Annotated in this window: 19 protein-coding genes; 8 read left to right on the forward strand and 11 right to left on the reverse strand. The window is 66.1% G+C overall.

The window, feature by feature from the left end; all coding sequences use genetic code 11:
- Positions 1 to 343 precede the first annotated feature (343 nt).
- Positions 344 to 622 carry a hypothetical protein gene (locus B3446_RS18545; RefSeq protein WP_049395927.1) on the forward strand — a complete coding sequence of 93 codons (279 nt, stop codon included), beginning with the start codon at positions 344 to 346 and terminating at the stop codon, positions 620 to 622.
- 111 nt (positions 623 to 733) lie between these two features.
- Here B3446_RS18545 and emrB read toward each other — a convergent pair whose 3' ends face one another.
- The 5 genes from emrB to B3446_RS18570 form a co-directional block, all read right to left on the reverse strand.
- Positions 734 to 2,320: a multidrug efflux MFS transporter permease subunit EmrB gene (gene emrB, locus B3446_RS18550; RefSeq protein WP_005408769.1), complete on the reverse strand. Its 1,587-nt coding sequence runs from the start codon at positions 2,318 to 2,320 to the stop codon at positions 734 to 736.
- A gap of 7 nt (positions 2,321 to 2,327) precedes the next feature.
- Positions 2,328 to 3,539 (reverse strand): efflux RND transporter periplasmic adaptor subunit, encoded by a 1,212-nt coding sequence (locus B3446_RS18555; RefSeq protein WP_291383930.1) that lies wholly within the window; start codon positions 3,537 to 3,539, stop codon positions 2,328 to 2,330.
- Between the two features lie 21 nt (positions 3,540 to 3,560).
- Positions 3,561 to 4,976 carry an efflux transporter outer membrane subunit gene (locus tag B3446_RS18560; protein WP_291383932.1) on the reverse strand — a complete coding sequence of 472 codons (1,416 nt, stop codon included), beginning with the start codon at positions 4,974 to 4,976 and terminating at the stop codon, positions 3,561 to 3,563.
- Positions 4,977 to 5,070: 94 nt separating this feature from the next.
- On the reverse strand, positions 5,071 to 5,595 hold the full coding sequence (locus tag B3446_RS18565; RefSeq protein WP_175185189.1) for a MarR family winged helix-turn-helix transcriptional regulator: 525 nt from the start codon (positions 5,593 to 5,595) through the stop codon (positions 5,071 to 5,073).
- 31 nt (positions 5,596 to 5,626) lie between these two features.
- A complete protein-coding gene (locus B3446_RS18570; protein WP_291383934.1) occupies positions 5,627 to 6,514 on the reverse strand; it encodes a DMT family transporter in 888 nt (295 codons plus the stop codon).
- 69 nt (positions 6,515 to 6,583) lie between these two features.
- Between B3446_RS18570 and B3446_RS18575 the strand changes: the two genes are divergently transcribed.
- Positions 6,584 to 7,561, forward strand: coding sequence for a DMT family transporter (locus B3446_RS18575; protein ID WP_291383936.1), 978 nt, complete (start codon positions 6,584 to 6,586; stop codon positions 7,559 to 7,561).
- Positions 7,562 to 7,611: 50 nt separating this feature from the next.
- Positions 7,612 to 8,601 carry a quinone oxidoreductase family protein gene (locus B3446_RS18580; RefSeq protein ID WP_056571545.1) on the forward strand — a complete coding sequence of 330 codons (990 nt, stop codon included), beginning with the start codon at positions 7,612 to 7,614 and terminating at the stop codon, positions 8,599 to 8,601.
- Positions 8,602 to 8,715: 114 nt separating this feature from the next.
- Here B3446_RS18580 and B3446_RS18585 read toward each other — a convergent pair whose 3' ends face one another.
- The gene (locus tag B3446_RS18585) at positions 8,716 to 9,390 is read right to left on the reverse strand and encodes an epoxyqueuosine reductase QueH (protein WP_191577062.1); all 675 of its coding nucleotides are present in this window, start codon (positions 9,388 to 9,390) and stop codon (positions 8,716 to 8,718) included.
- Positions 9,391 to 9,438: 48 nt separating this feature from the next.
- Positions 9,439 to 12,234, reverse strand: a complete 2,796-nt coding sequence (gene glnE / locus B3446_RS18590) for a bifunctional [glutamate--ammonia ligase]-adenylyl-L-tyrosine phosphorylase/[glutamate--ammonia-ligase] adenylyltransferase (protein WP_291383938.1) — start codon at positions 12,232 to 12,234, stop codon at positions 9,439 to 9,441.
- A gap of 103 nt (positions 12,235 to 12,337) precedes the next feature.
- On the opposite strand from glnE, the gene B3446_RS18595 reads away from it, so the two are divergent.
- Positions 12,338 to 15,970, forward strand: coding sequence for a YhdP family protein (locus B3446_RS18595; protein ID WP_291383939.1), 3,633 nt, complete (start codon positions 12,338 to 12,340; stop codon positions 15,968 to 15,970).
- A gap of 116 nt (positions 15,971 to 16,086) precedes the next feature.
- On the opposite strand, the gene rho is transcribed toward B3446_RS18595, so the two are convergent.
- Complete coding sequence (rho, locus tag B3446_RS18600; protein ID WP_043541410.1) at positions 16,087 to 17,346, reverse strand: transcription termination factor Rho; 1,260 nt, start codon at positions 17,344 to 17,346, stop codon at positions 16,087 to 16,089.
- A 116-nt stretch (positions 17,347 to 17,462) separates the two neighbouring features.
- A complete protein-coding gene (trxA, locus tag B3446_RS18605; protein WP_006218534.1) occupies positions 17,463 to 17,789 on the reverse strand; it encodes a thioredoxin TrxA in 327 nt (108 codons plus the stop codon).
- Between the two features lie 323 nt (positions 17,790 to 18,112).
- Between trxA and parE the strand changes: the two genes are divergently transcribed.
- The 4 genes from parE to B3446_RS18625 all read left to right on the forward strand — a co-directional run bounded on the left by parE (position 18,113) and on the right by B3446_RS18625 (position 24,358).
- Positions 18,113 to 20,074, forward strand: a complete 1,962-nt coding sequence (gene parE / locus B3446_RS18610) for a DNA topoisomerase IV subunit B (RefSeq protein WP_191577059.1) — start codon at positions 18,113 to 18,115, stop codon at positions 20,072 to 20,074.
- Entirely contained in the window at positions 20,074 to 20,673 is a 600-nt protein-coding gene (locus B3446_RS18615; RefSeq protein ID WP_286894744.1) for a YcxB family protein, read from the forward strand. Before parE ends, B3446_RS18615 begins: the two co-directional genes overlap by 1 nt.
- Positions 20,674 to 20,718: 45 nt before the next feature.
- A complete protein-coding gene (gene parC, locus B3446_RS18620) occupies positions 20,719 to 23,055 on the forward strand; it encodes a DNA topoisomerase IV subunit A (RefSeq protein ID WP_191577057.1) in 2,337 nt (778 codons plus the stop codon).
- 79 nt (positions 23,056 to 23,134) lie between these two features.
- Complete coding sequence (locus B3446_RS18625; protein WP_291383940.1) at positions 23,135 to 24,358, forward strand: DUF418 domain-containing protein; 1,224 nt, start codon at positions 23,135 to 23,137, stop codon at positions 24,356 to 24,358.
- A gap of 1 nt (position 24,359) precedes the next feature.
- Here B3446_RS18625 and B3446_RS18630 read toward each other — a convergent pair whose 3' ends face one another.
- Both B3446_RS18630 and B3446_RS18635 read right to left on the reverse strand, forming a co-directional pair.
- Positions 24,360 to 25,688, reverse strand: coding sequence for an aspartate aminotransferase family protein (locus B3446_RS18630; protein WP_291383941.1), 1,329 nt, complete (start codon positions 25,686 to 25,688; stop codon positions 24,360 to 24,362).
- Between the two features lie 47 nt (positions 25,689 to 25,735).
- Positions 25,736 to 26,139, reverse strand: a 404-nt coding sequence (locus B3446_RS18635) for a MurR/RpiR family transcriptional regulator (RefSeq protein WP_291383943.1), incomplete at its 5' end; no start/stop codon positions are given.

A 26,139-nucleotide genomic window follows, 5' to 3' on the forward strand; every position in this document is an offset into this window, starting at 1 on the left:
AGTCCTCTCCTGGGCACCACGACTCAAGATGATCAAACCCGCGAAAGCGGGTTTTTTCGTTTCCGGGGTTTGGCGATCCTGGCATCGCAACCGCCACTCGGACCGTCGTATCTCGCACCGCCCGGGCGTCGTCTGCGGGTGCATACCTCCTCCGGGCGCGTCGTCACCAGACCTTGAACGGCCCCCTTTTGGGGCGCATTTCACGTTCCCCGTTCAATTCGTACTTTTCCTAGTCGAGATCCACCCGATTCCTTTTCGGTGGGAGGCAGATTTGCAGGAGCCGGTTGCAGGTGTATCGCCACGACCTGACCAGCGCCCCTCCTCTCCCCCAAAGGACGCACCAATGCAGCGCAGCATCATCTGCCCACACTGCCATACCGGCTCGAACCACGGCGTAAGCGTATGCGTGGGATGCCAGGCCGAGGTCCATTACGGCGCATCAAAGGAGGCCGTAATGCTTGTCTTTGTCGCCGCCATCATCTGCGGCGCACTTGTCGGCAGCCGATTTCAGGCCACTGCCGGCTGGCTCGCATGCGGCGCCGTACTTGCGGCGGGGATCTGGGCCATTTCCCGATTGTCTTCCGACCGGGTGGTGTTCAAACGCGTCTATCGCACGCGCTGAACCTGCGCCGTTGCACCACCCCGAGGGCAATGCCCGCGCGACCAGCGTCGCCCCAACAAAAACCCCGCCTCGCGGCGGGGTCAAAATACAGCACGGTGTTTCCAGGGAGTTTCAGTGTCCACCACCGGCGGCTGCACCCGCACCTGCGCCGAATGGCGGCTTGGCCAGCCACAGGAACGTAATGATCGCCAGGAAGATCCAGCCCAGCAGGAAGAAGATGTCGTTGAAGCCCATCTGCGATGCCTGGTGGTTGATCATGTTGTTCAGTACCGCTGCGCCGTGCTGCAGGTCGCCCTGCCCCATCGCCGTGACCTGGTCCTGCATGCCCGGCTGATAGGCCGAGATATGCTCGGTCAGGTCGGCATGGTGCACCTGGGTGCGCCGCGCCCACAGCCACGTCGTCAGCGACGCCGCGAAACTGCCACCCAGCGTACGCAGGAACGTGGCCAGGCCGGAGCCCGCCGCGATCTCGCGTCCATCCAGGTCCGACAGCAGGATCTGCAGCACCGGCATGAAGAACAGCGCGACGCCGATGCCCATGATCAGCTGTACGCCGGCCACGTGCATGTAGTCCACCTGCAGGTTGAAGTTCGATCGCAGGAAGCTGGTCATCGACAACACGATGAACGCGACCGTGGCCAGCATGCGCATATCGAAGCGCGACGCATACTTGCCCACGAACGGGGTCATGATCACCGGCAGGATGCCGATCGGCGCCGTCGCCAGGCCCGCCCAGATCGCGGTGTAGCCCATGTCACGCTGCAGCCACTGCGGGATCAGCAGCGCCACGCTGAAGAACGCCGCGTAGGCCACCACCATCGCCAGCGTACCGGCGCGGAAGTTGCGGTGCCGGAACAGCTTCAGGTCAACGATCGGATCCTTGTCGGTCAGCTCCCAGATCAGGAACACCGTCAGCGTCACCACCGCCACGCAGGCCAGCACCACGATCTTCATCGACGAGAACCAGTCCTCGTCGTTGCCCAGGTCGAGGACCAGCTGAAGCGCACCGACGCCGATCACCAGGGTGACCAGGCCGACGTAGTCCATCTTCGGCTTCTCGATCTGCTCCGGGCGCCCCTTCAGCTGGTTGCCCACCACCAGCGCAGCGAAGATGCCCAGCGGCACGTTGATCAGGAAGATCCACTCCCAGCTGTAGTTGTCGGTGATCCAGCCACCGAGGATCGGGCCACAGATCGGCGCAACCACCGTGATCATCGCCAGCAGTGCCAATGCCTGCCCGCGTTTCTCGCGCGGATAGATCGAGACCAGCAGCGACTGCGTGATCGGGTACATCGGGCCGGCAACGAACCCCTGCAGCGCACGCGACAGCACCAGCATGCCCATGCTCTGCGCCAGGCCGCACAGCAGCGAGGTGATGACGAAGGCCAGCGTGGCCCAGACGAACAGCTTGCGTTCGCCGAAACGGCGGCTGAGCCAGCCGGTCAGCGGCAGCGCGATGGCCGTGCTGACCGCGAACGAGGTGATGACCCAGGTCGCCTGCTGCGAACTGGCGCCGAGATTGCCGGCGATGGTCGGCAGCGAGACGTTGGCGATGGTGGTGTCGAGCACCTGCATGAACGAGGCCATCGCCAGGCCCACGGTGCACAGTGCGACGCTGGGCGGCAGGAACCCGGAGGCCGCACCCGGCGCCGCCGGTGCGCCCGGAGCGCCGGGCGCGGCTGGAGCTTGTGCGGACATGGCGACCTCAGCCCACCTTCGCCTGCTGCTGCGGCAGGTTGCCCTGGATGATCGTGTGGATCACCTCGTCGGCATCATGCAGCTGCTTGGCATACACGTCGGTGTCGAACACCGTGCCCTTGGCCGGAGTGCTCGGCAGCACTTCGCCCTTCTGGTCGCGCAGGCTCACTTCAGCCTTCATCGACAGGCCGATGCGCAGCGGGTGTTCGGCCAGCTGCTTGGCATCGATGGCGATGCGCACCGGCACGCGCTGCACGATCTTGATCCAGTTGCCGCTGGCGTTCTGCGCCGGCAGCAGCGAGAACGCGGAGCCGGTGCCCAGGCCAAGGCTCTGGATGCGGCCCTTGTACTTCACGTCACCGGCGTACAGGTCCGACTTCAGCTCCACTTCCTGGCCCAGGCGCATGTGGCGCAGCTGGGTTTCCTTGAAGTTGGCCTCGACCCAGACCTGATCCAGCGGCACCACGGTCATCAGCGCGGCGCCGGGGGCGACGCGCTGGCCGACCTGCGCGCTGCGGCGCGCGATCACGCCGCCCACGGGAGCGGGCAGCACGGTGCGCGACTGCGCGAGCCAGGCGTTGCGAAGCTCGGCGGCTGCCTGGCGCACGTCGGGGTGATCGGCCACCGAGGTGCCTTGCGTCAGCGCCTGGTTGGTCGCCAGCTTGGCCTGCGCGGCGGCCAACGCCGCCTTGGCTTGCGCAACGCCGGACTGCGCGAACTTGAGCGCGACCTCGGCGTGCAGGATTTCCTCGCCGCTGACGCCGCCCGACTTGGCGAGCTGCTGGCGGCGCTTCACGTCGCTTTGCGCGCGGGTCAGTTCGGCCTGGGCGCGCAGGATGTCGGCATTGCGCAGGTCGACATCGGCCGCCAGCGCATCGTTCTGCACGTAGTAGGTCTGCACCTGACGCACGGTCTGCGCCAGCTTGGCTTGCGCCTGCTGCAGGGCGACGTCGGTGTCGGCGGGGTCGAGGCGGACCAGCGGCTGGCCGGCGGTGACCGTTTCGGTGTCGTCGGCTTCGATGGCCACCACGGTGCCGGGCACCTGCGGCGTGATCTGCACCAGATTGCCGTGCACGTAGGCATCGTCGGTGCTTTCAAAATGGGCGCCGAACAGCGCCCACCAGATGCCGTAGGCAATGCCGGCAACGATGAAAACGCCGGTCGCCGTCAGCAGGAGGCGTTTACGGGCGGGATGGGTGGTGGGAGTGGCAGCGTTCATGACGTCTGAATCCGGGATCGTTCAATGAATGGAGTTCGGGGCAGGCTCGGCCTGCGCCGCATAGCCGCCGCCGAGGGCGGTGGCGAGGTTGGCGTCGAGCTGATAGGCGCGGATGCGCAGGTCCGTTTCAAGACGGGCTTGCGTCAGCACGCCGGTCTGCGCGATCAGCACGGTGATGTAGTTGCCCATGCCGGCCTTGTAGCGGTCGACGGCCAGGGCGTAGGCGGCCTCGATGGCCTCGCGCGCCTGGCGTTGCTGGGCCTTTTCCTGGTCCAGCAGGCGCAGGCCGTCCAGCGCATCGGCGACCTGATGCGCGGCGTCCAGCACGGTCTGGTTGTAGTCCGACACCGCCAAGTCCGCATCGGCGCGCCGGCCCGCAAGATTGGCGTTGAGTTCTCCGCCGTGGAAGATGGGCAGCGTGATGGCCGGACCAATGCCGGCCATGCGGGCGTCGGCGCCCAGCAGGTTGCCGGTGCCGATCGCCTGAAAGCCGACGAACGCGGCGAGGTTCACGTTGGGATAGAACTCGGCCTTGGCCGTGTCGATGGCGTGGCGCGCCGCCTCGGCGCGCCAGCGGGCTGCCGTGACGTCGGGCCGATGCCCAAGCAGGTCGAGCGGAACACTGGCCGGAACGGCGCCGGCCGGTGCGGTCAGCGACACCTGAACCAGATCCTGTCCGCGCTGCGGGCCGGCGCCGGCCAAGGCGGCGACCTGGTTACGCAGTTGGGCGAGCGTGGTGTCGGTCTGGGTCAGTTCGACCTTGCCGGAGGCCAGCGACGACTCTGCCTGCTTGACTTCAACCTGCGTGTCCAGCCCGGCCGAGTAGCGGCCCTGGGTCAGCGACAAAACTTCAGCGCGCTGCGCGATCACACGGTTCAGCACGTCGCGCTGTGCGAACGCATTCTGCAGGTTCAGGTAGGCGCGCACGGTCGCGCTGGCGAGCAGGTTGCGCGCGGCTTGCGCGTCGGCGCTGGCGGCTTCCTGTTGCGACACCGCGGACTGCAGGCGCGAACGGTTCTTGCCCCAGAAATCAAGCTCGTAGCTGAAGTCCAGCGCCAGCCGGTTGTCGCTGACGACGGAGCCGCCCAGCGGCGCCGGGTAGATGTAGTCCTTGGACAGGTGCTCGCGATTGAGGGTATAGCCCGCGTCCACGCGTGGCAGCAGCGGGGCGCGCGCGATGCCGACAGCGGCGTTGGCCTTGGCCAGGCGCGCCTGCGCGGCGCTCATCGAGGGACTGTTGGCCAGCGCTTCGGTCATCAGCGCGTTGAGCTGCGGGTCGCCGTAGCGTTCCCACCATTGGGCGGCGGGCCATTCGGTGGCTTGACCGCTCAGCCCGAGCTTGGCGGCATCAAGCGCGGCGACGGGCTGGGGCGCCGGCTCCATCAGCGCGCAACCGGCGAGGGCGAGCACCAATGCGGTAGATAAAAGGCGTTTCATCCTGACTGTTAGCTGAAAGTAATTGATTAATCTGTATTTGCCTAGGCAACGATTATGCCAAATAAAAGCCCCGGCTCCAGGACGGGGCGTGGGGTCAGCGGTCGGCCGGTGAGCCGGACGCAGACCCGTTTGCGATCATTCGCCGCATGAAGTGCATGAGTTGCTTGACCTCGTCGGTCGAAAAGCCGCGCAGGTGATGATTGAGCGCGCGGGCAATGTTGGCAGGGATTTCGCGGGCCTTGGCCTCGCCCAGTTCGGTGAGCTCGATCTTGACGACGCGGCGGTCTTCCTGGCTGCGGTTCCGGCGCAAGAGGCCCTTGGCTTCCAGGCGATCCAGCGCACGCGTCATGGCGCCGGTGTCCATGTCGTTGAGCCGCGCCAGTTCGGCGGGCGTATCGGCACGGCCCAGGAACACCATGGCCAGCGGGCGCCATTGCATGGCGGTGAGATCAAGCGGCGCCATCTCCTGGTCCAGCATCCGGTTCAGGGAGTGATAAGCCAGCTTGATGAGGTAGCCCGCGTTGTCTTCGGCCATGCAACGGGTGTCGTTGCGGTAATGGACCGGGGTGTCGGGCGACTCGGAGGATACGGGCGTGGGCAGGGAAGGCGCGGCAGTCATGCGGCGCATTTTACTGCCTAGTCAGTTATTGTCAAGGCTGTATCTTTGCCGCTGTTTCGGCCGCCGGCGCCTGCTTGCGCAGACCGGACCAGACGATGGCGGCCACGATCAGCGCAGCGCCGGCCAGCATGCGCGGCGTCGGCTCCTGGCTGAACAGCACCCAGGCGAAGGCGATGGCATAGACCGGTTCCAGCGCAATCACCAGCCCCGCGCTGCGGGCGTTCAGCCGGGTCAGGCTGGAAACGAACAGGTAATGAGACAGCCCGGTGCAGAAGACGCCCAGCAGCGCCAGCCAGAACCAGTCGAGCGCGGGCAGGGCAGGCAGTTGACCGATCGCGAAGGGCACCATCACCAGCGCCACCACCACGTTCTGCCAGCAGGCCACCTGCATCGGATCCATGCCGGAGGCCGAGCGGCGGTTGCTCAAGGCCAGCAGGGCAAAGCTCAGGCCGGACAGCAGGCCCCACGCGAGTCCGATGGTGCCCTGGTCGGCCAGGTTGAACGAAGGCGTGACGAGCACCAGGCCGGCGGTCACCAGGCCCAGCAGCAGCCATTCGGCAAGACGGACGCGCTCGCGGAAGATGAGGCCTTCGAACAGGGTGATGAAGGCGGGAAAACTGGCAAAGCCGAGCGTCGCGATGGCAATGCCGCCCACCTTCACGGAAATGAAGAAGGTGACCCAGTGCGCCGCGAGCAGCGCGCCCGCGAGCACCAGCACGAACAGCTGCGCCGGGGTCAACACGCCCAGCAGCGGCTTGCGGCGCATGCGGGCAAAGATGCCCAGCGCCACGACCGCGAACAGCGCCCGTCCCAGCGTGATGACCGCAGCGCTGGCCTGGATCAGTTCGCCGAACACGCCGGTCAGGCCGAATAGCACGGCGGCAATATGGATATAAGTGAGGGCGCGGTGTCGGGTCATGCTGCGAAGGAAGCGGTCTGCATCAGAGAAGGCGTGCAATTATTTTTGCGGTGAACTTAAAATCATCGCATGAATCGTATTGCCAAGCTTACGGCGCTCCCGCTGGCCTCCAGCCGCGCCGCCGGGATCGCCATGGCGGTGCTTGGCGCCATCCTCTTTTCCGCCAAGGCCATCGTCGTCAAGTTCACCTACCGCTACGGAATCGACGCGGTCACGCTGATCGCGTTTCGGATGCTGTTCGCGATGCCGTTCTTCGCGGTGGTGGCGTGGCGCCAGTCGCGCCGCGCGGCGCGCGGCGAAATCGTGGTGATGACCACCAGGGAACGCCTGCAGGTGTGCGTCCTTGGCCTCCTGGGCTATTACCTGTCCAGCTTCCTGGATTTTCTGGGGTTGCGCTACATCACCGCCAGCCTCGAACGCCTGATCCTGTTCCTGTCTCCCTCGCTCGTCGTGCTGCTGTCGGCCCTCTGGTTCAAGCGGCCGATCGAGCGCCGGCAATGGCTGGCCATGGTGCTGTCGTACGCGGGCGTGGTGCTGGTGTTTGCGCACGACCTGTCCTTCGGCGGGGGCGGCGAGGTGCTGTTAGGGTCTTTGTTCGTTTTCGGCTCGGCTGCAAGCTATTCTGTGTACCTGATTTGCTCCGGGGAACTGATCAAGCGGATCGGCCCGACGCGGCTGGTGGCGTATGCCATGCTGGTGTCGTGCGTGGCCTGCATCATCCAGTTCTTTGTCGTGCATCCGCCGTCGATGCTGATCCAGCCTGCGGCGGTCTATGGCTATTCCATCATTCACGCCACGTTGAACACGGTGGTGCCGGTATTCATGCTGATGTGGGCAGTGTCGCTGATTGGCGCACCGACTGCTTCGCTGCTGGGCATGGTGGGACCGGTGTCGGTGCTGTTCCTGGCCTCGTGGTTCCTGGACGAGCCCATCACCGTGTGGCAGATGGGCGGAACCGTTCTGGTGCTGGCGGGGGTGTTTGCGTTGATGGGGGGCGGCGCCATGCGCACGCCGCCCGCGCAGGACGACAGGCAGTCCACGCGGTGAAGTCTGCATTTTTGGTCAATTCGCATTATTTCCAATGAAAGGAGGCCAGCATGGCCAGCAATCTCGTCAAGGCAATTCGTATCGAGCAGCACGGTGGTCCTGAAGTTTTGAAGCTGGTTGAGGTGGAAGTGCCGCCGCCGGCCGCCAACGAAGTCACGATCGAGCAGCACGCTGCCGGTCTGAACTTCATCGATATCTATTTCCGCACGGGCTTGTATCCGCATCCTCTGCCGCACGGCCTGGGTTTCGAGGGCGCCGGCGTAGTGACCGCCGTTGGCGCTGACGTCAAGCACCTGAAGAAGGGCGACCGCGTGGCCTACGGCCAGAGCCCCATCGGCGCCTATGCCAAGGCTCGCAATGTGCCGGCCCTGCAGGTCGTCAAGGTGCCCAAGGGCATTGAATTCGACGAAGCGGCCGCGCTGATGCTCAAGGGCCTGACCGTGCAGTATCTGTTCCGCCAGACGTACCGCCTGCAGGGCGGCGAGACCATCCTGTTCCATGCCGCAGCTGGCGGCGTCGGGCTGATCGCGTGCCAATGGGCCAAGGCGCTCGGCGTCAAGCTGATCGGCACGGTGTCCAGCCCGGAAAAGGCGGCGCTGGCGCGCGAGAACGGCGCCTGGGAAACCATTGATTATTCGCGCGAAAACGTGGTCGAGCGCGTGCTGGAACTGACGGGCGGCAAGAAGGTGCCCGTGGTGTACGACGGCGTGGGCAAGGACACGTGGGAAACCTCGCTGGACTGCATCGAGCCGCGCGGTTTGATGGTCAGCTTCGGCAATGCGTCGGGTCCGGTGGCTGGCGTGAACCTGGCCGTTCTGAACCAGAAGGGCAGCCTGTACGTGACGCGCCCCTCGCTGGGCATCCACGTGAACACGCTGGAAAAGCTGCAGTCGGCCTCCGAAGAGCTGTTCGACCTGGTGCTCAAGAAGAAGATCAAGGTCCGCATCGACCAGCGCTACACGCTGGAGCAGGCTGGCGAGGCGCAGACGGCGCTGGCTTCGCGCAAGACGACGGGCGCGACGGTGTTGACGCTGGACTGATCGCAACACAATGCATTGCGGCGCCCCATGGGGCGCCGCAGCGGGCCTGGAGAATGCGCGATGCGCGGACTGCCAGGCTTTTTTATGGGCGGTGCAGCGCGCATCGCCCGCTGATCAGAGATTTTCTTCGTTGATCAGGTCTTCCTTGCCATAGAACTTGACGCCGATGTGAATGCGTTCGCGGCCCTGCGAGCGGCGATGGCGGTTGGTATCGCGCAGCGAGTAGACGCAGCCGCAGTATTCCTGCTGGTAGAAGTTCTCGCGCTTGCTGATTTCGATCATGCGCGCCGAACCGCCGCCCTTGCGCCAGTTGTAGGTCCAGTAGATCAGGTCGTCGTAACGCGCGGCGGCGCGTTCGCCGCAGCCGTTGATCTGGTTCATGTCCTTCCAGCGCGATATTCCGAGCGAGCTGGTGATGGTGTCGAAGCCATGCTCGTGCGCGTATAGCGCGGTGCGCTCGAAGCGCATGTCGAAGCAGGCCGTGCAGCGCTCGCCGCGCTCGGGCGCGTTTTCCATGCCCTTGACGCGGTCAAACCAGTTGTCCATGTCGTAGTCGGCATCGATGAACTCGATGCCGTGCTGCTCGGCGAAGCGGATGTTCTCCTGCTTGCGGATTTCGTACTCTTTGACCGGATGGATGTTCGGGTTGTAGAAGTAGATCGCGTAATCGATGCCGGAGGCCGTCATGGCCTCCATGACCTCGCCGGAACAGGGCGCGCAGCACGAATGCATCAGCACCTTGCTGCGGCCGGCGGGCAGGTCGAGTTTGGGGCGGACGAGTTCAGACATGGCGGTCAGGCAAAAGCGGAAAAACCCTTATTTTACGACGAGTTGCCATCAGCCCAGCACCGTCGTCCAGAGCTCGCGGACCGCGGCCCGTTCTGACTGCAGCTGGTCGGGCGCCACGCGGGCCTTTTCCACGCCCTGAAGACGCAATTGGTGCTGGACGCGCCGCAGCGTGCGGTAGGCGTCGCCCGACCGCGCCGCCAGGTCCGGCGGGATCAGCCCGGCTTCGCCGGCCAGGCGCAACAGCGCGATGTTGCCCAGGTTGCGCACCAGCACCGGATGCGTGCCCGCGTGGCACAGCACCAGGTACTGCGTCACGAATTCCACGTCGACCATGCCGCCGCGATCATGCTTCAGATCGAAGCGGTCGGTGGTGTTGGGATGGCCGGCGTTGATCTTTTCGCGCATCGCCAGCACCTCGTTGCGCAACGCGGCCGTGTCGCGCGGCGCCACCAGGATATCCTCGCGGATCTTCTCGAAGCGCTCGCCCAGGTTGGCGTCGCCCGCCGCGAAACGCGCCCGGGTCAGCGCCTGGTGTTCCCACGCCCAGGCGTGCTTGTGCTGGTATTGCTCGAAGGCCTCCAGCGAAACCGCCAGCAGCCCCGCGTCGCCGTCGGGCCGCAGGCGCAGGTCGGTTTCGTACAACCGGCCCGAGGACGTCATGGTCGACAGCCAGGACGACATGCGCCGGCCCAGCTTGGCGTAGACCTCCGCCGCGTCGTCGCGCGGGTCGTCGAACAGGAACACCAGGTCAAGGTCGGACGCATAGCCCAGTTCCTTGCCGCCCAGCTTGCCGTACGCGATGACGGCAAAATGCGGCTCGGCGCCTGGAATCTTGTTCACGAGCGGCCAGGCGCGACGGATGGTTTCGGTAAGCAGCAGGTCGGCCAGCGCTGACAACTGGTCCGCCAGCTTTTCGACGGTGAGTTCGCCTTCCAGGTCCTGCGCCAGCAATTGGAAGCTGGCCTGGCGCTGCACGTCGCGCATCAGGTTCATCTGGCGTTCGACGTCCGGGTCGCCGACCGGCAGGCGGCAGGCGTCCATATCTGCGGTGAGCTGCCGGGCAATCTGGCCGAAGTCCAGCGGTTCAAAGAGCGTGCGCCAGTCGATCAGGCTGTCGAGCAGCAGCGGATGCTGCGTCAGGTATTGCGCGGCCCACGGACTGGCGGCCACCATGCGCGCCACGCGCGCCAGCGTGTCGGGGTATTCGGCCAGCAGCGCAAGGTACGCGCTGCGCTGCGCAATCTTTTCGATCAGGTCGAACAGACGCACGGCCGCTTCATGCGGCGCCGGCGTCTGCAGCGCGGCGCGCAGGGCGGCCGGCAGCAGAACCTCCATACGGCGGCGGCTGCTTTCCGGCAGGCTGCGCACGCGATGGCTGCCCGATAGCGTCTCGGCGCGGCGCAGCAGGTCGTCTGCGTCGTTGCCGAATGCCTGGCGGATCTGCTCGCTCAGTTCGCATTCGCTGTCAGGTTCGGGCTGGCTGGACGGCGTGGCGTCCGCGGTGGCGTCCGGGGTGGAGGCGGGTGCGGCTTCTTCCTCGCCCATGCCGACCATGCGGAACACGTTGCGGAACGTCTGCGACACGAACGCGCGGTGTGCCGCCAAGGTGCTTTCAAAGTCTTCGGCGGTCATCCCCAGCGCCGCGGCCAGGGCGGCGCGCAGGTCGGGGTCGCCGGGCAAGAGGTGGGTCTGCTCGTCTTCGCGGTACTGCAGCGCATGCTCGGTGCGGCGCAGGAAACGATAGGCCTCTTCCAGCCGGCGGGCATCCTCCTCGGGGATCAGACCCGCAACGCACTCGGCATGCAGCGCTTCCAGCAGCCCCCGCTTTTGCAGCGCCGGCATGCGGCCGCCGCGAATCAATTGCGCAAGCTGCACTACGAATTCGATCTCGCGAATGCCGCCGTCGCCCAGCTTGATGTTGTTGGCGCTGTCGATGCCATTGCGCGCCGACGCGCGGCGCTGCCAGTCCTGGCGGATGCGCTCGCGCAGCGCGCGCAGCGCGGCCAGCGCGTCAAAATCGAAATACTTGCGGTAGACGAAGGGCACGCGCAGGCTTTCCAGTTGCCGAGCCTGCGCGGCGCTGTCGCTGTCTTCGAACGCCTGCGCGGGCATCAGCCGCGCCTTCAACCATGCATAGCGTTCCCATTCGCGGCCCTGGCCGATCAGGTAGTGCTCCAGCGCATCCAGGCTCCAGGCCAGCGGACCGGCGTCGCCGTCGGGGCGCAGGCGCAGGTCGGTGCGGAACACCTGGCCGTTGGCGTCCACTTCGGACAGCACCGGCATCATGCGGCGGGTCAATCGACCATAGAACTCGTGATGGCTGATGCGGCGGGGGCCGTCGGTTTCGCCTTCTTCGCCGTACAGCATGATGAGGTCGATGTCGGACGAGACGTTCAGCTCGCAGCCGCCCAGCTTGCCCATGCCGACGATCAGCATCTCCTGCGGCTTGCCGGTGGCGGGGTCACGCGGCATGCCGTGCACGGCCGACAGCTCCGCCGCCACGCTGCGGTAGGCGGCAGCCACCGCCATGTCCGCCAGCGTGGTCATGGCGCCCACCACCTCTTCAAGCGGCGCTTGCCCGGTCAGGTCGCGCACGATCAGCACGCTGAAGACGCGTTCGCGCAGCTTGCGCAGCACCATGCGGCAGACGTCCACCGGCAAGGCGGCGGAGGCGGCCGTGGCGGTACCGGCCAGTTCGTTCTGCCATTGCGCCATCAGGTCGGGCGTCACGGGGTGTTTCACGGCCTCGTCCAACCAGGCGGCCAGGTCCGGGTGGGCGTCCAGGCGGCGGCGCAGATGGCCGGACCAGGCGAGGGCGGGAGCGATCAAGGATGGTTTCGACATGGTGCAAAGGGCGGCAGACGGATGGACGTGTTTCAGGTATAAGTGGGGACGATACTGCAAGACATCTCCTCCTGCCCACTGATCCGTGTCTGTTCCAAAAAAAGTGCTCCGCAGCCTGTTCTGGGCCGCGCTGACCGTCTATGGCGTCGTCGCCATCGGGTTTCTGGGCGTGCGCTACTGGGTCCTCCCGCGGGTGGATCAGTGGCGCCCTCAGATCGAAGCCTACGCCAGCCAGGCGTTGGGCGCCCGCGTTACGATCGGCGCGATCAAGGCGAACTGGCAAGGGCTCAATCCCAGGCTCGATCTCGCTGCCGTCCAGGTCTACGACGACGAGGCCGATCCGGTATTGAGCCTGCCGTCCGTGTCCGTGGTCGTGGCATGGCGCAGTCTGCTGTCGCTGTCACCCACGCTGGTGCGGTTGCGGCTGGAAAAGCCGGAACTCACGCTGCGGCGGGACGCGTCCAATCATCTGTGGGTCGCCGGTCAGGACATCGACCTGAATGCGAGCGACCATGCCTCCGACCTCAATCATCCGGGCCTGCGCTGGCTGGCGGCGCAGCGCGAGCTGCTGGTCAGCGACGCCACACTGCGCTGGCAGGACGAATTGCGCCAGGCGCCGGAACTGACGCTGGAAGGCGTCGACTTTCTGGTGCGCAATGGCAGCCTGTCGCACCGGTTCGTGCTGCAGGCCTCCGCAGGGCCCGCGCTGGCGCATAAGCTGGAATTGCGCGGGGAATTCAACCGTGGACTGTTTGGCGTCGACGCCAAAAAGCCCGCCAACTGGAGCGGGCAGATTTTTGCGCAGGCCGACGACGTGGAGCCGCAGGCCTGGGCGCCGTGGATCGACGTGCCCGCGGTCGCCGGCCGGCTGGCGGCTCGGGCGTGGTGGCAATTGGATCATGGCAAGTTCACCGAACTGACCAGCGATGTCGCCGTGCGCGGTGTGTCCTGGATCTCCGCGCCGGACGGCCCCGCTGTCCAGAGCGGCTCGGGCCAGTTGCGCTTGTCCGTGTGGCCTGGCGATTACGTGAAGATCGAAGGCCTGCCGTTGGGACACAGCAAGGGCGCGCCTGACGTGGCGGTCAAGGGCGCGGTGCATCAACTGCGCGTGACGCTGCCCGGTGTCTTCGAGACGCCGACGCTACGGGCCGACGACCTGGAGTTCGATGCCCAGGTCAAGGGGCCGGATCCGGCGCATTGGTTCGTGGACGTGGCGCAGTTGCGCCTTGCCAATGAAGACCTGGAAGCACGCCTGCAAGGCCAATGGCGGCCCGAAGGCAAGACCGCGGCGGGCAGCGTCGACGTGCGCGGCACGATGGTCCGCGGGTCGATGGCGGCCATTCACCGGTATCTGCCGCTCGAGGTGAATGCGGACGCCCGTGAATGGCTGGCGACCGGCCTGCCTGCCGGACAGATGCATTCGGCGGCCATCACGCTCAAGGGCGATCTGGACGACTTTCCGTATGGCGCGCCGGGCTCAACCGGCGAGTTCGTCATCGCCGGCAACTATTCCGGCGCCAAGGTTGATTACGCGCCGGCGCGCAAGCACCACAAGGGCTGGCCGATGCTGGAAAACCTGTCGGGCAGTTTTCGCATCGACAAGGTGAGCCTCGCGCTGGACAGCGCGGGCGGCGCTGTGGCCCATACCGGGCAGGGACACACGGTAACGCTGGGCAAGGTGAAAGCCGCCATTCCCAACATGGAGCACGACTCGCAGCTTCGCGTCACCGGCGACACCTCCGGGCCGGTGGCGGCGTACCTGGCACTGGCGGCGAATTCTCCGCTGGGTGAGTTGCTGGATGGGGCACTGGACGAGGCGCACGGCACCGGCGACTGGCGCATGCCGCTCGATCTGACCGTGCCGCTGCTCAACACCGATGACACGCAAGTGGTGGGGCGCATCAAGTTCTCGGACAATTCGTTCAGCTTCATGCCCGAGATCCCGGTGCTCAGCCAGATCCACGGTGATCTGGAATTCTCGGAAAAAGGGGTGCAGACCAAGAGCATCCGCGCGCAGTTCCTGGGCGGCCCCGTCAACATCTACGGCACGCTGGCGCAAGGCACGGACGCGCTGCGTTTTGACGGCACGCTATCGGGGCCCGGCCTGTCGCAGTTGAGCCGCGCGCCGTCGATGTCGCGCTTTACCGGCCGTGCGGCGTACAAGGGCCGGCTGATCTACCTGAAGGGCGGTGCGATCGACATCTCGGCCGAGTCCGACCTGGTCGGCATGGCGATCGACATGCCCGCGCCGGCCGGCAAGCCCGCCAAGTCCGCGCAGCTGTTGAAGCTGCAATGGTCGCCGGCACAGGACCGCGGCGCGCGCGATCGGCGCTGGCTCACGGCCAGCCTGGGCGACAACGTGAATGCGTTGTTCGAGCGGGACCCGGCCGAGGGCTCGTCGTCGTATTTTTCGCGCGGGGCGCTGGGCGTCGGGCGGCCAGCCAGCCTGCCGGAACGTGGGCTGAGCCTGAACGCCAGCCTGCCCGAGCTGGACATGGACGGCTGGGAAAAGGTATCGGACGGATTCGACGAGCCGCCCGTCAAGGGCAGGCCGCCCGCCAAGCCCATCCTGCCGCAGCCCGAGCGCATCAGCCTGGCGGCCAGCGTGCTGCACGCCAGCGGCTTCACCTTCAATGACCTGACGCTGTACGCCACGCGTCCCGCGCCGGCGCGCTGGCGCGTCGAACTGGAATCGCGGCAGGCGGCGGGCACGCTGGAATGGCGTGAGGCGCAGGGCGCCATCGCCGGCCAGATCACCGCTCGCCTGAAACATCTGTCGATCGCGGGCGAGGGCGACGCCAACCAGGCCGACAAGGCGCTGGCGTCCGGCAACGACCTGTCGGACATCCCCGCCATCGACCTGCAGGCCAACCAGTTCATGCTGTATGGCAAGAATCTGGGGGCGCTGCAGGTCGCGGGCACCAATCTGGAACGCGGGCGGCAGTGGCGGCTGGACAAGCTGTCCATCACCAACGATTCGGCGGCCCTGAACGCCACGGGAAGTTGGGGGCTGGAAGGTCCGAACCGCGGCCTGACCGTCGACGCGGTGCTCAAGCTGGAAAACATCGGTGACTTCATGGGCCGGATCGGCTTCGAGAACGTGGTGTCCAACGGCAAGGGAACGATCCAGGGCAAGGCGACCTGGCGCAATCTGCCATGGACGCACAACATTGCCGACGTGGTTGGGGACGTGGTCGTCAGCCTGGACAACGGCCGTTTCATGCACGTGAACTCCCGCACCGCGCGCCTCTTGGAGTTGCTGTCGCTGCAATCGCTGCAGCGGTTGGCACGGCTGGACGTCAATCCCACCAACCTGCTGCGCGACGGCTTTCCGTTCGACACCATCCGCGGCAACGTGAAGGTGGCCGACGGCATGCTGACCACCGAGGGTTACAAGATCAACGGGCCGGTCGCGGCCATCGTCCTGGCCGGAGGCGTGAACCTCGTCAAGGAACGCTGGGACATGAAGGCGGTGGTGATTCCGAATCTGGACGCCAGCGGCGCGGCGATGGTGACCGCCCTGGCGGTCAATCCGCTGATCGGCCTGGGCGCTTTTGTCACGCAATGGCTGCTCAAGCAGCCGCTCGCCCGCGCGATGACCATGGAATACGCCGTCACAGGCAGCTGGGACGATCCCAGCATCGAGCCGATCGAAGCCGGCAAGGAACCGGCCAAGCAGACGCCGCGCCCCGCGAATGCCACGCCGCGCCGGATGCCGGAATTCATCGAACATTGAGCCGCCGCTGGAAGCGCCGGGGTGTCTGACACCCCCTTAGCGACACCCCTTTGAGCCGCCGCCCATGAAAAAAGCCGCCCTTGCAGAGGCGGCTTTCTTTGGCGCGGACGTTCCGCTTACTTCTTCTTCATCATGTCGAAGAATTCGGCGTTGGTCTTGGTGGCGCGCATCTTGTCCAGGATGAATTCCATGGACTGGACTTCGTCCATGTCGTGGATGAACTTGCGCAGCACCCACACCTTCTGCAGCAGGTCGGGGGCGATCAGCAGCTCTTCGCGGCGGGTGCCCGACTTGTTCAGGTTGATGGACGGGTAGACACGCTTTTCGGCCAGGCGGCGCTCGAGGTGGACTTCGGAGTTGCCGGTGCCTTTGAATTCTTCATAGATGACTTCATCCATGCGGCTGCCGGTTTCGATCAGCGCGGTGCCAAGGATGGTCAGCGAGCCGCCTTCTTCCAGGTTGCGCGCCGCGCCGAAGAAACGCTTGGGGCGTTGCAGGGCGTTGGCGTCCACGCCGCCGGTCAGCACCTTGCCGGAAGCCGGCACGACGGTGTTGTAGGCGCGGGCCAGACGGGTGATCGAGTCCAGCAGGATCACGACGTCCTTCTTCATTTCGACCAGGCGCTTGGCCTTTTCGATGACCATTTCGGCCACTTGCACGTGACGCGTGGCGGGTTCGTCGAAGGTCGACGCCACCACTTCACCGCGCACGGTGCGCTGCATTTCGGTCACTTCTTCCGGGCGTTCGTCGACCAGCAGGACGATCATGACCGCGTCGGGATAGTTGGTGGTGATGGCATGCGCGATGTGCTGCATCATCACCGTCTTGCCGGACTTCGGGCTGGCGACGATCAGGCCGCGCTGGCCCATGCCGATGGGGGCGAAGACGTCGAGGATCCGGCCGGTGAGGTTTTCCTCGCTCTTGATGTCGCGTTCCAGGCGGATGACGCGGTTCGGATGCAGCGGCGTCAGGTTCTCGAACATGATGCGATGCTTGATCGCCTCGGGGGCCACGCCGTTGACCTTGTCCACCTTCACCAGTGCGAAATAGCGCTCGCCATCCTTGGGGGTGCGCACTTCGCCTTCGATGGAGTCGCCGGTGTGCAGATTGAAACGGCGGATCTGCGACGGAGAAATGTAGATGTCGTCGGTGCTGGCCAGATACGAGGTTTCCGGCGAACGCAGGAAACCAAAGCCGTCGGGCAGGACTTCAAGAACGCCGTCGCCGAAGATCTGCTCGCCCTGCTTGGCGCGCCGCTTCATGATGGCGAACATCAGTTCCTGCTTGCGCAGGCGGTTGGCGTTCTCGATTTCCAGGCCAGCGGCCATTTCGAGCAGCTGCGAGACGTGCAGCGCCTTCAGTTCGTTGAGGTGCATCGCGGTGAGTGTTGGGGGAAAAGTAAAGGAGGGTCTGGCGGCGCGCCACGGACGGGCTCGCGCGGTACTGAATGAGCGCCGCCTATGCGGCGGCGCCCTCGGTTACAGCACGCGATTTACAACGCGCCGTCCAGGAATGCGGTGAGTTGCGACTTCGACAGCGCGCCAACTTTGGTGGCGGCAGCTTGGCCGTCTTTAAAGAGCATAAGGGTCGGAATGCCGCGGATGCCGTACTTGGTGGCGGTACCCTGGTTCTCGTCCACGTTCAGCTTGGCGATCGTCAAACGGCCAGCGTATTCGGTGGCGACTTCTTCCAGGATCGGGGCGATCATCTTGCAGGGGCCACACCAGGCAGCCCAGTAGTCCACCAGCACCGGCTGGCCGGATTTCAACACATCGGCATCGAAGCTGGCGTCACTGACGTTCTTGATTTGGTCGCTCATGATGGTGATTCTCGGTTCGGCAGCAAAAGGCGCGTGAAAACGCGCCTTGCCTTGTTCTTGTTTGTGGAATGGACTCAAGCATACCACTGTCAATAACAACAGGCATACCACTGTTAATAACAACAGGGTTTGCAGGATTTTGTGTAGGATGTTGCGGCGCAGCTGTCGCGATCCGGGAGGTCAAAGCCCGGATCGGCGGTTGTGACTGTCATCATCCTACCGAAATCGGACCTGGTCAGGTCGTGCGCATCCCACCCGGAGCCGCGCAGAATCTAGGCTTATCCGTAAAATGTCGGTTTTTTTCCACAGATGTTGGGGATAACTTGGCCACTCCACGTTACAACGAGGCGTCCATCCGCGTCCTGAAGGGGCTGGAACCCGTGCGGCAGCGCCCGGGCATGTACACCCGCACCGAAAACCCCCTGCACGTCGTGCAGGAGGTCATTGATAACGCCGCAGACGAGGCCCTGGCCGGCTACGGCAAACAGATCCAGGTCACGCTGCATGCAGATGGCAGCGTATCCGTCGAGGACGATGGCCGCGGCATTCCCGTCGGCCTGCACCCCGAAGAAAACGCGCCCGTCGTCGAACTCGTGTTCACGCGCCTGCACGCTGGCGGCAAGTTCGACAAGGCGGGCGGCGGCGCCTACGCCTTCTCGGGCGGCCTGCACGGCGTCGGCGTGTCCGTCACCAACGCGCTCGCCACCCGCCTGGAAGTCATCGTCTGGCGCGACAACGCCGTCAGCCGCCTGGTGTTCAAGGGCGGCGACGTCGCCGAACCCCTGGCGCCTTACGATCAGGGCGGCCGCAAGAAGTCCGGCACCCGCGTGCGCGTCTGGCCGGACGCCAAATACTTCGACAGCCCCAATATCCCGCTGGGCGAGCTGACGCACCTGCTGCGCAGCAAGGCCGTGCTGCTGCCGGGCGTGAAGGTCACGCTCGTCAACGAGAAAACCAACGACACCAAGACCTGGCAGTATCAGGACGGCCTGCGCGGCTACCTGGCTGAGGCCCTGGCGGGCGCCGAACTGATGGTGCCGTTCTTCGAAGGCGAACAGTACGCGGGCGCCGACCATGAAAACTTCGCCGAAGGCGAGGGCGCCCAATGGGTTGTGGCCTGGACCGACGACGGCAACGCGGTACGCGAGTCCTACGTCAACCTCATTCCCACGCCGGCCGGCGGCACGCACGAATCCGGCCTGCGCGAAGGCCTGTTCGGCGCGGTCAAGGGCTTTGCCGAACTGCACAGCCTGCTGCCCAAGGGCGTGAAGCTGCTTCCTGAAGACGTGTTCGCCCGCGCCAGCTTCGTGCTGTCGGCCAAGGTGCTGGACCCGCAATTCCAGGGCCAGATCAAGGAACGCCTGAACAGCCGCGACGCCGTGCGGCTGGTGGGCGGTTTTTCCAAGAGCGCGCTCGACCTCTGGCTGCACAGCAACGTCGAATACGGCAAGAAGCTCGCGGAACTGGCCATCCGGCAGGCGCAGGCTCGCCAGCGTTCGGCCCAGAAGGTCGAAAAGCGCAAGAGTTCCGGCGTGGCGGTGCTGCCCGGCAAGCTGACCGACTGCGAGTCCAGCGACGCCACGCGCACCGAAGTGTTCCTGGTCGAGGGCGATTCGGCCGGCGGCTCGGCCAAGATGGGCCGCGACAAGGAATTCCAGGCCATCCTGCCGCTGCGCGGCAAGGTGCTCAATTCCTGGGAAGTCGACCGCGACCGCCTGTTTGCCAACAACGAGATCCACGACATTTCCGTGGCGATCGGCGTCGACCCGCACGGTCCCAACGACTCGCCCGACCTGTCCGGCCTGCGTTACGGCCGCATCTGCATCCTGTCGGACGCCGACGTCGACGGCTCGCACATCCAGGTGCTGCTGTTGACGCTGTTCTACCGCCACTTCCCCAAGCTCGTCGAGGCCGGGAACGTCTACGTCGCCAAGCCGCCGTTGTTCCGCCTGGATGTGCCCGCGCAGGGCAAGCGTCCCGCGCGCAAGATCTACTGTCTTGATGAAGGCGAACTCGAGGCCGCGCAGGACAAGCTGCGCAAGGAAGGCGTGCGCGAAGGCGCGTGGGCCGTCAGCCGGTTCAAGGGCCTGGGCGAAATGAACCCCGAGCAACTGTGGGAAACCACCATGAACCCGGACACGCGCCGCCTGCTGCCCGTGGGCTACGGCGACCAGACGCCCGACGACACCACCCGCATGTTCGACATGCTGATGGGCAAGGGCGAATCCTCGCAACGCCGCGCGTGGATCGAGGAAAAGGGCAACCTGGCGGAGCTCGACATCTGATGACGCCGTCCGCGCCCGGGCAAGCCCGCATGGTCGTCGACCTGACCGCCGACGACTACGCGGATTTCGCCGCCTATGTTTACAAACGGCCGGAACTGCGCCGCCGCCGCTACCGGTCTCATTTGCGCTTCGGCGTCCTGATGATCGTCGCGCTGCTTGCGTACCTGATCTGGCAGACCTGGGACGGCAAGGGCCCCAATTGGGGCGCGATCCTGCCGGTGTACTTCCAGGGGCTGGCGGTCGGGCTGGGCATTCTCGCGCTGCTGGCCCTGGCTTACGAATACGTGCTGCCCGGACTCGTGCGGATGAACACGCGCCGCATGCTGGCCAAGCAGCCCGACACCCTGTATCTGGGGCGGCACGAACTCGATTTCGGCCCCGACGGCGTCACCGACAGCACGGCCTCCGCCTCCGGGCAGATGGCGTGGACCGACGTGCGGCGCGTCGAAGAAACCCCCGAGCATCTCTACGTCATCCTCGGCACGCTGCAGGGCGTGATCATCCCCAAGCGCGGGCAGGACGCCGCCACGCTGCAGGCCGTGCGCGCCCAGATCCGCGCGCATGTTGCCGACACCCAGCTCATGGCCCCGTCCGCCTGAGGCGCATTGACGCCGTTTCGATGAATTTGTTTACCTGAAACCATCATGACCGACAGCAATCAACCCGGCCTGTTTGACTCCAACCCGCCCGGCGGCGACGGCGACGGTGACGGCAACGCCGCCATCACGCTGGCGCGCTACGCGGAACAGGCCTATCTGGACTACGCGGTTTCCGTGGTGCGCGGCCGCGCGCTGCCCGACGTGGGCGACGGGCAGAAGCCCGTTCAGCGCCGCATCCTGTTTGCCATGCAGGCGATGGGGCTGGGCTCCGGCGCCAAGCCCGTCAAATCCGCGCGCGTCGTCGGCGACGTGCTGGGTAAATACCATCCGCATGGCGATCAGGCCGCGTACGACGCGATGGTCCGCATGGCGCAGGATTTCTCGCTGCGCTATCCCTTGATCGACGGCCAGGGCAACTTTGGTTCGCGCGACGGCGACAACGCCGCCGCCATGCGTTACACGGAGGCGCGCCTGACGCCCATCGCCAAGCTGCTGCTCGACGAGCTGGACGAGGGCACCGTCGATTTCGTGCCCAACTACGACGGCAGCCAGCAAGAGCCGCAGATGCTGCCGGCGCGGCTGCCCGTGATGCTGCTGAACGGCGCGTCGGGCATCGCCGTTGGCATGGCCACCGAAATTCCGCCGCACAACCTGCGCGAAGTCGCCCAGGCCTGCGTGGCGCTCATCAAGCAGCCCCAGTTGCCGGACGAGGAGCTGTACGCCATGATCCCCGGCCCGGACTTCGCGGGCGGCGGACAGATCATCACTCCGGCTGCCGATATCGCGCAGATCTACGGAGGGGGGCGCGGCTCGCTCAAGGTGCGCGCGCGCTGGCAGTTTGAAGAACTGGCGCGCGGCCAGTGGCAACTGGTCGTCAACGAGCTGCCCCCGGGCACGTCTGGCCAGAAGGTGCTCGAAGAGATCGAGGAAATCACCAATCCCAAGGTGAAGACGGGCAAGAAGAGCCTGACGCCCGAGCAGACGCAGGCCAAGGCCGTGATGCTGAACCTGCTGGATGCCGTGCGCGACGAATCCGGCAAGGACGCCGCGGTGCGCCTGGTCTTCGAACCCAAGACTTCGCGGGTGGACCGCGACGAGTTCGTCAACACGCTGCTGGCGCAGACCAGTATGGAAGGCAGCGCCAGCGTCAACCTGGTGTGCATCGGCACCGACGGCCGGCCGCGGCAGAAGGGTCTGCGCGACATTCTGGTCGAGTGGCTGGCGTTCCGCACCAACACCGTCGTGCGCCGCACGCGCTTCCGCCTGGACAAGGTCATCGACCGCATCCATGTGCTGGAAGGGCGCATGGTCGTCTACCTGAACGTGGACGAGGTCATCCAGACCATCCGCGAATCCGACGAGCCCCGCGCCGCGCTGATGGAACGCTTCAAGCTGTCCGAGCGCCAGGCCGAGGACATCCTCGAAATGCGTTTGCGCCAGCTGGCGCGCCTGGAAGGCTTCAAGATCGAACAGGAACTGGCCGACAAGCGCAAGGATCAGGTCTCGCTACAGGAACTGCTGGACAATCCCACGACGCTCAAGCGCCTGCTGATCAAGGAAATCGAAGCCGACGCCAAGCAATATGGCGACGAGCGCCGCACCCTGATCGAAACGGCCGAGCGCGCCGTCCTGGAAACCAAGGTGCTGGACGAGCCGGTCACCGTGGTCGTGTCGCAGAAGGGCTGGCTGCGCGCCCGTCAGGGCCACGGCCATGACGCCTCGCAATTCGGCTTCAAGCAGGGCGACGACCTGTACGGCGCCTTCGAGTGCCGCACCACCGATACGCTGATCGCGGTCGGCGACAACGGCCGGGTCTACTCGGTGCCGGTTTCCGGGCTGCCCTCGGCGCGTGGCGACGGCCAACCGGTCACCACGATGATCGACCTGGAATCCGGCACGCGCATCGTCCATACGATTGCTGCCTCGGCCGATAGCCGCTGGTTGCTGGCAACCCGCGGCGGTTATGGTTTTGCAGCCAAACTGTCCGACATGGTCAGCCGCCAGCGCGCGGGCAAGCAGTTCATCACGCTGGAAACGGGCGACGAACTGCTGCGTCCGGTGCCGCTGTTTGCGGGCGCCCAGCAACTGGCGCTGCTGTCGCAAAAGGGCAAGTTCCTGGTCTTCGGCCTGGACGAGGTCAAGTCGCTGTCGGGCGGCGGACGCGGCACCATCCTGATGGGACTGGACGGCGCGGACAAGCTCGACCAGACCGTGCCGATCGGCCCGAAGGGCTTGCGCGCCACCGGCATCTACCGCAACAAGATGACCGAGGACATCCTGGCGGGTGCGGATCTGGCCGTCTATGTCGGCAAGCGGGCCCGCAAGGGCCGCGCGCTGGACGTGCGGCCCAAGCAGCCGCTGCTGTCTCCGGTGCTGGGTTGACGCCTGCGCGCCACCTGACGCGGAACACGCCCGGCGGCGCGCGCCCTTTGCGCCGCCGGACCGCCATCCAGTCGTCCGCATGAGCATCGAACCCACCGTCCGGCCGCGCCTTGCGCACGTCGACGCCCTGCGAGGCTTTGCGCTCTTCGGCATCCTGGTCGTCAACATCAACGTCTTCGCCTTTCCGTTCTATGGCGGGGGCGTGCCGGATCCGGTGTATTCCAGCCCCGTGGACGTGACGGTCCGCTGGTTGGTCGCCTGGTTGTTCGAAACCAAGTTCTACCTGCTGTTTTCCTTCCTGTTCGGCTACAGCTTCACGCTGCAGATGTCGGCGGCCGAGCGCGCCGACGCGGCCTTCGCGCCGCGCTTTCTGCGCCGGCTGTTGGGTCTGGCGGCCTTGGGCATGGCGCACGCCATTCTGTTCTATCAGGGCGACATCCTGGTCACCTACGCCTTGTTGGGTCTTGCGCTGCTGTTATGCCGGCGCATGGACCCGGGCCGGGCGCTGCGTGTTGCCCTGTGGCTGATTGCGCTGGCGTCGGCAGTGTGGGGGATTCTGGGCGCGTTGAGCTTCCTGGACCCCGTGCCGGCCGGCTACGCGCTGCAATACAAGGCCGACGCGCTGGCCTCCATCGAGGCGTATCGCGGCACCGTGGGCACCACGATCGCGCAGCACATCAAGGAACTCACCCAAGCCATCTGGTTCACGGTGCTGTTCGTGCAAGGGCCGTTCGTCTTCGCCATGTTCCTGGCCGGGTACGCGTTGGGGCGGCGCAATGCGCTGGCGGATCCCTGGCGCTCGCGCCGCGCTCTGGGGCTGTTGTGCGCACTGTGCGTCCTGCCCGGACTGGCCGGCGCCGCGGCATATGCGACCAGCGCATTGCCGCAGGCGCGCGTGATGTGGGAGTTGCCGGGCCTCGCCGTGGGCCTCTTCACCGCGCCGCTCTTGAGCCTGTCATACGGGGCGGCGTTCCTGCTGGCGCTGCGCACGGGGCCGGGCGAGCGCCTTGGGTCCTGGCTGGCGCCGGCGGGGCGGATGGCGCTGAGCAACTACCTGATGCAGTCGGTGGTCTGCGCGTTTCTCTTCACGGCGTGGGGCCTGCGGCTGTACGCCGCCGTGACGCCTCTGGCTGCGTTGCTGATTGCGGTGGCCATCTTTGCGGCCCAGTTGCCGCCGTCAGCGTGGTGGCTGCGGCACCACGCCTATGGGCCGGTGGAATGGTTTCTGCGCGCGCTCACCATCGGGGCGGCCNNGCTCACCATCGGGGCGCGGCCGCCCTGGCGGCGGGTGCGCGCAGGCTGATCTACGCGATCGCGGCATCGATGGCGCCGACGAGGCGTTCCGTCAGTTGATCCAGTTCGTCGTCGGAAATGATGAAGGGCGGCGCGAACAGGACGTGATCGCCCTGTCGTCCATCGAGGGTGCCGCCCATCGGATACACCATCAAACCTCGCGCCATCGCCTCGCGCTTGATCCGCGCATGCAGCGTCAATTCGGAATCGAAGGGCTGCTTGGTGGCGCGATCCTGAACCAGCTCCACGCCCATGAAGAGACCCCGGCCGCGGATGTCGCCGACGTGCGGGTGTTCGCCCAGCGCCGCGTGCAGCCGCTGCGCCAGGCCTGCGCCCTGGACACGCACGCGTTCAAGCAGCCCGTCGCGCCGGATCACGTCCTGCACCGCCAGCGAGGCCGCGCACGCCAGCGCGTGGCCAAGATACGTGTGGCCGTGCTGGAAAAATCCGCTGCCTTGCTGCATGGCCTGCACGATGTGCTGCTGCGCCATGACCGCCCCGATGGGCTGGTAGCCGCCGCCCAGTCCCTTGGCGATGGTGATGAGATCCGGCGTCACCCCTTCCTGTTCGACGGCATACAGCGTGCCGGTCCGGCCCATGCCGCACATCACTTCGTCGGCGATGAACAGCACGCCGTGGCGGTCGCAGACCTCGCGGATGCGGCGGAAATAGCCGGGCACGGCCGTCACCGCGCCAGACGTTGCGCCCACCACCGGCTCGGCCACGAATGCCATGACGGAGTCGGGGCCGAGCCGCAGGATGGCCGCGTCCAGCTCCTGCGCAAGCCGCTCGCCGTATTGGTCGGCGGTTTCGTCGCTGCGCTGGTCGCGGTAGGCATAGCACGGCGAGACGTGCTCGACGTCGATCAACAGCGGCGCGAATTGCGCGCGCCGCCAGGCGTTGCCGCCAACCGCCAGCGCGCCCAGCGTGTTGCCGTGATAGCTCTGCCGCCGCGCGATGATCTGGCGGCGCTGCGGCTGGCCGATTTCGACGAAGTACTGGCGCGCCATCTTGAGCGCCGCTTCCACCGCTTCCGATCCGCCCGACACGAAGTAAGCATGCGAGGTGCCGGCGGGCGCGTCGGCCACGAGGCGGGCCGCCAGCTTTTCAGCGACCTCGGTGGTGAAGAAGCTGGTGTGGGCATAGGCCAGCGCGTCGATCTGCGCGTGCAGGGCAGCCTGGACGTCGGGATGATTGTGGCCCAGGCAGGACACTGCCGCGCCGCCGGAGCCATCCAGATACGCACGGCCCGCGCTGTCATGGATCCAGACGCCCTGGCCGCGCACGGCGACGGGGGGCGTATGGCGAAGGGAGCGATGCAGAATGCGGGTTTGACTCATGCTGCGGGTTCCTGGGTCAGGTTGAGGGTGGCTTTGGCTCGGACGCTTCAGCCGTGGCGGCGCGCGGCGGCGCCGGTCCAATAGACGTTGTCAGTTCGCAGGCGCTGCTCGACTTCGGCCAGCCGGTCCAGCACCGCTTCACCTCCGAGGGCCGTCAGCCGTGCGATCAGGTGTTCGGCCAGCCCGAGAAGACCGGCGGTCGTGTGGAAGAACGACCCGGGCCCCTGGCGCGCCGGCCTGGCTTGCACGCCATCGCGGTCGGACGGGGCAAAGCGCAGCGTGTGGCGGGCGTCCACGGCAAGCGGCGACAGCGGATCGTCGGTCAGCGCCACCACGGCCACGCCACGCTGCGCGGCCTGGCGCGCCAGCGCCACGGTGGCGGCGGGGGAGGGGGCCTGCGAGATGACGATCAGCGCATCGCCCGCGGCCAGGTTGTCGATCTGTTCGGCCG

The organism is Achromobacter sp. UBA5777 (assembly GCF_002418565.1).
Taxonomy (GTDB): Bacteria; Pseudomonadota; Gammaproteobacteria; order Burkholderiales; family Burkholderiaceae_B; genus Achromobacter; species Achromobacter animicus.

What these genes read in the sequence shown, in the direction of transcription:
- B3446_RS18560 (WP_291383932.1), bottom strand. Translation starts at nt 4,976, where the DNA reads ATGAAACGCCTTTTATCTACCGCATTGGTGCTCGCCCTCGCCGGTTGC.
- B3446_RS18630 (WP_291383941.1), bottom strand. Translation starts at nt 25,688, where the DNA reads ATGAGTCAAACCCGCATTCTGCATCGCTCCCTTCGCCATACGCCCCCC.
- B3446_RS18570 (WP_291383934.1), bottom strand. Translation starts at nt 6,514, where the DNA reads ATGACCCGACACCGCGCCCTCACTTATATCCATATTGCCGCCGTGCTA.
- B3446_RS18575 (WP_291383936.1), top strand. Translation starts at nt 6,584, where the DNA reads ATGAATCGTATTGCCAAGCTTACGGCGCTCCCGCTGGCCTCCAGCCGC.
- B3446_RS18580 (WP_056571545.1), top strand. Translation starts at nt 7,612, where the DNA reads ATGGCCAGCAATCTCGTCAAGGCAATTCGTATCGAGCAGCACGGTGGT.
- B3446_RS18585 (WP_191577062.1), bottom strand. Translation starts at nt 9,390, where the DNA reads ATGTCTGAACTCGTCCGCCCCAAACTCGACCTGCCCGCCGGCCGCAGC.
- B3446_RS18555 (WP_291383930.1), bottom strand. Translation starts at nt 3,539, where the DNA reads ATGAACGCTGCCACTCCCACCACCCATCCCGCCCGTAAACGCCTCCTG.
- B3446_RS18615 (WP_286894744.1), top strand. Translation starts at nt 20,074, where the DNA reads ATGACGCCGTCCGCGCCCGGGCAAGCCCGCATGGTCGTCGACCTGACC.
- glnE (WP_291383938.1), bottom strand. Translation starts at nt 12,234, where the DNA reads ATGTCGAAACCATCCTTGATCGCTCCCGCCCTCGCCTGGTCCGGCCAT.
- emrB (WP_005408769.1), bottom strand. Translation starts at nt 2,320, where the DNA reads ATGTCCGCACAAGCTCCAGCCGCGCCCGGCGCTCCGGGCGCACCGGCG.
- trxA (WP_006218534.1), bottom strand. Translation starts at nt 17,789, where the DNA reads ATGAGCGACCAAATCAAGAACGTCAGTGACGCCAGCTTCGATGCCGAT.
- rho (WP_043541410.1), bottom strand. Translation starts at nt 17,346, where the DNA reads ATGCACCTCAACGAACTGAAGGCGCTGCACGTCTCGCAGCTGCTCGAA.
- parC (WP_191577057.1), top strand. Translation starts at nt 20,719, where the DNA reads ATGACCGACAGCAATCAACCCGGCCTGTTTGACTCCAACCCGCCCGGC.
- B3446_RS18545 (WP_049395927.1), top strand. Translation starts at nt 344, where the DNA reads ATGCAGCGCAGCATCATCTGCCCACACTGCCATACCGGCTCGAACCAC.
- B3446_RS18565 (WP_175185189.1), bottom strand. Translation starts at nt 5,595, where the DNA reads ATGACTGCCGCGCCTTCCCTGCCCACGCCCGTATCCTCCGAGTCGCCC.